The sequence below is a fragment of the Vibrio makurazakiensis genome (genome assembly GCF_050337375.1).
In the GTDB taxonomy this organism is placed as follows: domain Bacteria; phylum Pseudomonadota; class Gammaproteobacteria; order Enterobacterales; family Vibrionaceae; genus Vibrio; species Vibrio makurazakiensis.
On record NZ_JAKJSW010000220.1, the window covers coordinates 1 to 6,503 of the forward strand.

Below are 6,503 nucleotides of genomic sequence, written 5' to 3' on the forward strand. Positions count from 1 at the left end.
GCAGGTGGCGGAGTATTTTGGGCTGCTGCTGAGCCAATTGCTCACTTTGTTTCAGCGCCACCACTCTTTGGTGACGCCGACCCTCGCACACTTGCGATGAACGCTCTTTCTCAGTCGTTTATGCACTGGGGCTTTTTGGCGTGGGCAATTTTAGGTGGTTTATCTTCTATCGTACTTATGCACTTGCATTACGACAAAGGCCTACCGCTTAAGCCTCGTACTCTGCTTTACCCTGTATTAGGTGATAAAGCACTTAACGGCTGGATTGGTAACCTAATCGATGCGTGTAGTATTGTCGCAGTAGCAGCCGGCACGATAGGCCCTATTGGCTTTCTTGGTTTGCAAATCAGCTACGCATTGAATGAACTGTTTGGTATTGCCAACAACTTCAACACGCAAGCTATCATTATTGTATTTGCTATCGCTATGTACACCTTGTCAGCTTTGAGCGGTGTAAATAAAGGCATCCAAATTGTAAGTCGTTACAACATCATTCTTTCTGTAGCTCTGATTGCGTACTTACTGACATTTGGCCCTACAAGCTTCATCGTAGACGGTTACCTACAAGGCCTAAGTGGCATGGTTGATAACTTTATTCCGATGGCATTGTACCGCCAAGACACTGGTTGGTTAGGTGGCTGGACTGTATTCTTCTGGGGCTGGTTCCTAGGCTATGGCCCTATGATGGCAATCTTCATCGCGCGTATTTCTCGCGGTCGTACGATTCGCCAAATGATCCTATCTATCAGTATTGCTGCACCACTCGTTACATGTTTTTGGTTCAGCATCGTTGGTGGTAGCGGTCTAGCGTTTGAACTCGCTAACCCTGGCGTTATTTCATCGGCTTTCGAAGGCTTCAATCTGCCTGCTGTATTGCTGGCTATTACGTCACAGCTGCCGTTCCCTGTAGTGATTTCAGTATTATTCTTAATTCTGACAACAACGTTCATTGTGACAACCGGTGACTCGATGACTTACACCATCAGCGTCGTTATCACAGGCTCAACAGAGCCAAATGCACTGGTTCGTACATTCTGGGGCGTCATCATGGGTATCGTTGCGATTGCTTTGATCTCTATGGGTTCAGGCGGTATTTCTGCTCTGCAGTCCTTTATCGTAATAACTGCTGTACCTGTGTCGCTGATCCTTCTTCCGTGTCTATGGCACGCACCAAGAATCGCAAGACACATGGCGAAACAACAAGGCATTATCTAGGCCATTAAGACTTAATACTCTGTCTATTTACTTCCTTACTCGAACATGGGTAAGGAAGTATTCATCCTCTACTATCTCCCTCTCCTGTATATCTCGCCAAAAACGTTCTACGTACACTCTTTATTGGCTCATATCTGAGTCTGTTTCAACTCAAATTTATTTCCACAATTTCATTAACCTAAACGCGCTGAACAATCATGGTTAAGGTTATGTATGGCATTTTATATTTTCACTCTCATCATTTTTCTATCTGCCATTTTACCTACGGTATTTACGGTTTAAGACCCGCGATAAGAAGAGTGGGATTGATATCAGAATTCTATTACGCAAATTTGGAACATCTCAGATTTTCAGATAATAATGACGATGACACTGCCATAAGGATCATGGCATCTACACTTTTTGCATCTAGCTTTCCGAGCTTAAGGACATTATGCGAACTCACTTGCTACCGCTGGCCATATTCTTGTCCGCAGGCACTATTCCCAACAGTTATGCCGTTGAGTTTTTTGACCCTATCGACGGCGCGCTCGATATGGGGGAGTACCTTGCTGAAAATGCGTATGGCTTTTTGCCTGTTCCCATTGTCATTACAGAACCCRCAGTCGGCTATGGTGTGGGGTTTACTGGTATATTCCTGCATGAATCTGATGAACAACGCGAAAAGCGTAAAAGGCTTGCTGCACAATCCATAGATGGTGGAGCTCAACTTCTTACACCCGCAATTACAGCTGCAGGTGGCTTTGTCACAGATAATGGCACTTGGATGGGTTTTGTCGGCCACCGACGTACTTGGGATAAAGACTCGGTGCGCTACCTAGGTGGGCTAGGCTACGGCGACGTCAACATGACTTTTTACCCAAAGAGCACACCAGATCTGTTTGAATCTATCGTTACAGGAAATGGCGTCGAATTTGGAATGAAAGGTGGCGGTGGCTTACAAAAGCTTCAATTTCGAATTGATGACACTAATTTCTTTTTCGGTATGTCCCAGAAATACTATAAGACCGATTTAGCCATTAACAGCCACCCTAATGCTGATACCATTCTGCAACGCCTTGCGAATACCTCACCTACTTTTTCGGGGTTCGGATTGATTGGGGAATACGATTCTCGTAATAGCTTCCTAGATCCTACTCGTGGATACAACTACACCGCTGAGTTCGTGATATTTGATGAAAGTATTGGGAGTGATTACGACTTCTCGTCATTGAACGTCAAAGGTATGAATTACTGGGAACTGTCAGATGACTGGTCACTGGCACTCAAAGGACTGTATAAATCCTTATATTCAAACACCCAATTTATGCCTCCTTCTGTATACCCAGACATAGAATTACGAGGTATCGCTCGAAATCGTTACCAGGGCGACGAAACCTTATCTGTAGAATCCCAATTAACCTGGCAGTTAGCACCCAGGTGGTCCACTAATGTTTTTGCAGGTGTTGGTTATGCCGCATCCGAAGATGACAGCCTACTAAGCCAAGACGAACAGTATGCCTATGGCGTTGGCTTTCGATACCTCATAGCAAGACGTTATGGCTTAAAATCAGGGATCGACTTTGCGTTTAGTGAAGAAGACAGTGCCGTTTACTTTCAGGTAGGAGCCGGAATCTAAATATCGCGAATAACTTCTAACTTCTAACTTCTAACTTCTAACTTCTTTTAGCCACTATTAAGCTCTATTAATTACTAGTCGCATACCCAACAATGAAGAAAGCCCATCACATGATGGGCTTTCTTCTGTATCGCATTAAACCGTGATCTCGCGTTATACCGTTTTAATTTGGATCGTGATAACCAGAGTATTTCACTCCAGACAACAGCGCCATTTCTCGGTTCCATGTCGCTAGATCATTAGGGTTAAATTGATTGAGATGATGGTGTCCACAGGCTCTAGCCATCACTTGCATCATTTCTGTTGAAGCTTCAAAGAAGTTTTTAAGTTGGTGAGATGCTTTTTCAACATTAAGCCTTTGTCTCAAATCCGCTTTTTGGGTAGCAATACCAGCCGGACAATTGTTGGTATTACACATCCTCGCAGCAACACAACCTATCGACTGCATCGCACTATTTGATATAGCAACACCATCAGCCCCTAAAGACAGCGCCTTAACAAAGTCCATAGGGACTCGCAAACCGCCCGTAATAATAAGCGTGACTCTGCCACTGGCTCCTTGCTCATCTAAATAGCGCCTTGCACGAGCTAGAGCGGGGATAGTAGGCACACTGATATGATCCCTAAACATTTCAGGGGCAGCACCTGTACCGCCCCCTCTCCCGTCAAGAATGATGTAATCAGCACTCGCATCTAACGCGAATTGGATATCTTGTTCAATATGATTAGCACTGAGCTTGAACCCAATAGGGATACCTCCTGTCACATCTCTTACTCGGTCTGCAAATTTCTTGAAATCTTCTGCGGTGACTAAATCCTTAAATGTGGGTGGTGATATGGCTGGTTCTCCTTCTGGAATACCTCGAACTTTGGAGATCTTACCGATATTTTTATTTCCGGGTAAGTGTCCTCCAGTCCCTGTTTTAGCCCCCTGCCCACCTTTAAAGTGGAACGCTTGAACTTTCTTCAATAGCTCTTCATCGTAACCAAACTCAGCACTGGCAAGCTCATAAAAATAATGAGAGTTTGCCTGCTGCTCTTCCGGTAACATGCCACCTTCACCAGAACAAATACCTGTACCTGCAAGCTCTGCGCCTTTAGCTAGCGACACTTTTGCTTCTTCCGACAACGCACCAAAGCTCATGTCTGAAACAAATAAGGGGATATCCAATTTCAATGGTTTTCTTGCCTGAGGACCAATCACCAGCTGCGTTTCAACTACTTGATCTTCAAGTAAAGGTTTCGTGGCCATTTGTGCGACCATTACTTGCAAATCATCCCAATGCGGCAATAAGTGACGAGGTACGCCCATTGAGGTCATAGGCCCATGATGGCCGAGTTTCGAAAGCCCATCTCTTGCTAGTTGGTGAATAAACTCAACTGTCGGTTCTTCTTTCGTCGCTGTAGCAACGGGAATATTCGTAGCCTGGATTTGAACTCCCGGCCCTTCTGAGCCAACTTGCTCACTTGAAAACTGCTTATGGGAACCATCACAAAACGGTGTATTAGCCGTGTGCTTACATTGGCATAGGAATGCATCACCATCACTTTCAGCGACAAAACTTTTAGGTTTAAATTCAGTACCAGCATGTGAGCCATCACAAAATGGCTGTTTTTTAGAGCGTCCACATGCACAAAAATAATATTCTTGCCCTTTAGTAAGCTCAACTTTGATTGGTTTGATATCCGCAACAATCGGCTTGCTCATCTCATCGTCCTTAGATTCCAGTGTCTTCGAACGTGATTAACCAATATTCAACGTCATTATTTATTCTTGTTAATCACGACATTAAGCTCCTCATATCTTTGAGGATACTGAACCTAAGTTTTGTCGATGATTGGCAATATCGCCACATTTCAATGCCAATATGCCATCAAACTCACATGGGTGAGTATTCTTTGAATAATACAATGAAAAAAATCAGATATTTCCTTCTACATAAAAAAACGCGAAACCCCTTGGTTTCGCGAACCTTTACAGTGTAAATGTCATTCTTATTAGTTCATTTCAATCAGGGGTTTCCACATTTCGTAGATTTCATCTTCGGTGGGCATCGGGCTTTGATCTATCTTTTTGACGACCTTACAAGGATTGCCAACGGCAACAGTGTCAGCAGGAATATCCTTGTTAACCACACTACCAGCTCCTATAACCGCTCTATCTCCAATGGTGACACCATCCAGAATGATTGCGCCAGCGCCTATCCAAACACTGTCGCCAATTGTTATCGGGTTACCGGTTGCAACAGGGCGAACGCGTTCCGCTAGGTCTAGCGGATGGCCAGCGGTACTGATTACAACATCTGGCCCTATCTGAACATATTCACCAATATAAACAGGAGCGAGATCGAGTATCTTCACGCCTGTATTCAAAAAACCACCTTCTTTAAAATGGATATTTTTCCCCAAATCACAGAAAAAGGGCGGAAAAATATTCACGCCACCAGAACGGCCTAATATTTCTAACAATAGATCTGCTCTTTGCTCATGAGCTGAAGGGCGAGAAAAATTGAAATCATAGAGTTTTTCTTTGACTTCAGTTTGTAAGCGGAAAAATTCGGGGGTAATTGGGGTCTGAACCTCAAAGTCAGATATCTTGTTACTCATTGTATCTCCCAGTCTAACTAAAGATAAATTCCTTTAATAACAACTTGATAGACACCATTTAACTAGAGGTAATTTGAAAATTTGCGAGCTATGATAAATAAACGATTGCCTGATAAATTAAGCAGACAAAGAAGTGCTTCCCGCCCCTTTTATATGGTGTGCGACTCGCCAGAAGAAAATACACTCAATAAAAGCCATGACAGCAACATCTTGAATTGTTGTATCTAGAGAGTCAGAACTAGTCGCTAATAGAGCAAGGGCTATGGTGAGAGGGATGATTCTAATCGTCATTACCCAAGCAATGGAAATGAACTTGCCGATAAAATTATGCTTGTCGCTTACATGAAAGGCGCAGTAAAGACCGAATAAAGAGATAGGGATACTGATCCCTGCAGAAAACATATCTAAATCGTTGGGTGAAAAGAAAGGTATTCCACCAATACCGACCAACACAAAAGTAGCGAATAAATACTTAAAAAAGTCCTGCTCAGATACAGTCCCATTACTCAGTTCATTTTTGAGTTTGTCTATATTCCAAAAATACATCACTGCCCTTTGCTTTTGAATTTGTTAACAAATGAGTTGACCAGTATTTATACAACAAGTCTATAAGTAGCGCGTCAATTTGAGAATTAGAATTGATAACGTGAGGTTTGCTTATTTACTTGCTTGCCTTAGATGTAAATTAACCGTATTACAGATACTAAAAAGCCAGCGCATTGCTAACAGAATAAGTTAGGAATGAACTGGCTTTTCAAACAGTTAAAGTAAACGTGATCTCGCTTGTTCGAGTCGCTTACTTCACGTGTTCTTAGTTTTTACCACAGCACTTTTTGTATTTTTTCTCACTACCACATGAACAAGGATCGTTTCGTTCAGGTGTTTTTTCAAATCGCTGAGTCTTTGGCTTATTCAAAAGAACGTCTAGTTCCGTGATGTTCTCTTCTACGTCACCATTTACTTCAATATTTGCCGCATATCCATGCTGTTCAACTAAATCAGAAACTTCACTTTTTCTTTCTTCAGTAGCAACAACCAATGTAAGTGGTGCACCCTCTGAACC

The 6,503-nt window shown here is 43.0% G+C and carries 6 protein-coding genes; 2 read left to right on the forward strand and 4 right to left on the reverse strand.

Annotation, left to right across the window (positions count from 1 at the left end):
• A partial coding sequence (locus L4C33_RS18315; RefSeq protein WP_428813849.1) for a BCCT family transporter occupies positions 1–1,215 on the forward strand: 1,215 nt, incomplete at its 5' end.
• A gap of 433 nt (positions 1,216–1,648) precedes the next feature.
• Complete coding sequence (locus L4C33_RS18320) at positions 1,649–2,833, forward strand: BamA/TamA family outer membrane protein (protein WP_428813850.1); 1,185 nt, start codon at positions 1,649–1,651, stop codon at positions 2,831–2,833.
• Between the two features lie 163 nt (positions 2,834–2,996).
• Here L4C33_RS18320 and L4C33_RS18325 read toward each other — a convergent pair whose 3' ends face one another.
• The 4 genes from L4C33_RS18325 to L4C33_RS18340 form a co-directional block, all read right to left on the reverse strand.
• Complete coding sequence (locus tag L4C33_RS18325; RefSeq protein ID WP_428813851.1) at positions 2,997–4,541, reverse strand: glutamate synthase-related protein; 1,545 nt, start codon at positions 4,539–4,541, stop codon at positions 2,997–2,999.
• A 290-nt stretch (positions 4,542–4,831) separates the two neighbouring features.
• Positions 4,832–5,440: a sugar O-acetyltransferase gene (locus tag L4C33_RS18330; protein WP_428813852.1), complete on the reverse strand. Its 609-nt coding sequence runs from the start codon at positions 5,438–5,440 to the stop codon at positions 4,832–4,834.
• Positions 5,441–5,557: 117 nt separating this feature from the next.
• Positions 5,558–5,986 (reverse strand): hypothetical protein, encoded by a 429-nt coding sequence (locus L4C33_RS18335; RefSeq protein WP_428813853.1) that lies wholly within the window; start codon positions 5,984–5,986, stop codon positions 5,558–5,560.
• A 265-nt stretch (positions 5,987–6,251) separates the two neighbouring features.
• Positions 6,252–6,503 (reverse strand): PBPRA1643 family SWIM/SEC-C metal-binding motif protein (locus L4C33_RS18340; RefSeq protein WP_428813854.1); only part of this gene is annotated, 252 nt, incomplete at its 5' end.

Coding starts and splice junctions, on each gene's coding strand:
- L4C33_RS18325 (WP_428813851.1), bottom strand. CDS start 4,541: ATGAGCAAGCCGATTGTTGCGGATATCAAACCAATCAAAGTTGAGCTT.
- L4C33_RS18330 (WP_428813852.1), bottom strand. CDS start 5,440: ATGAGTAACAAGATATCTGACTTTGAGGTTCAGACCCCAATTACCCCC.
- L4C33_RS18335 (WP_428813853.1), bottom strand. CDS start 5,986: ATGTATTTTTGGAATATAGACAAACTCAAAAATGAACTGAGTAATGGG.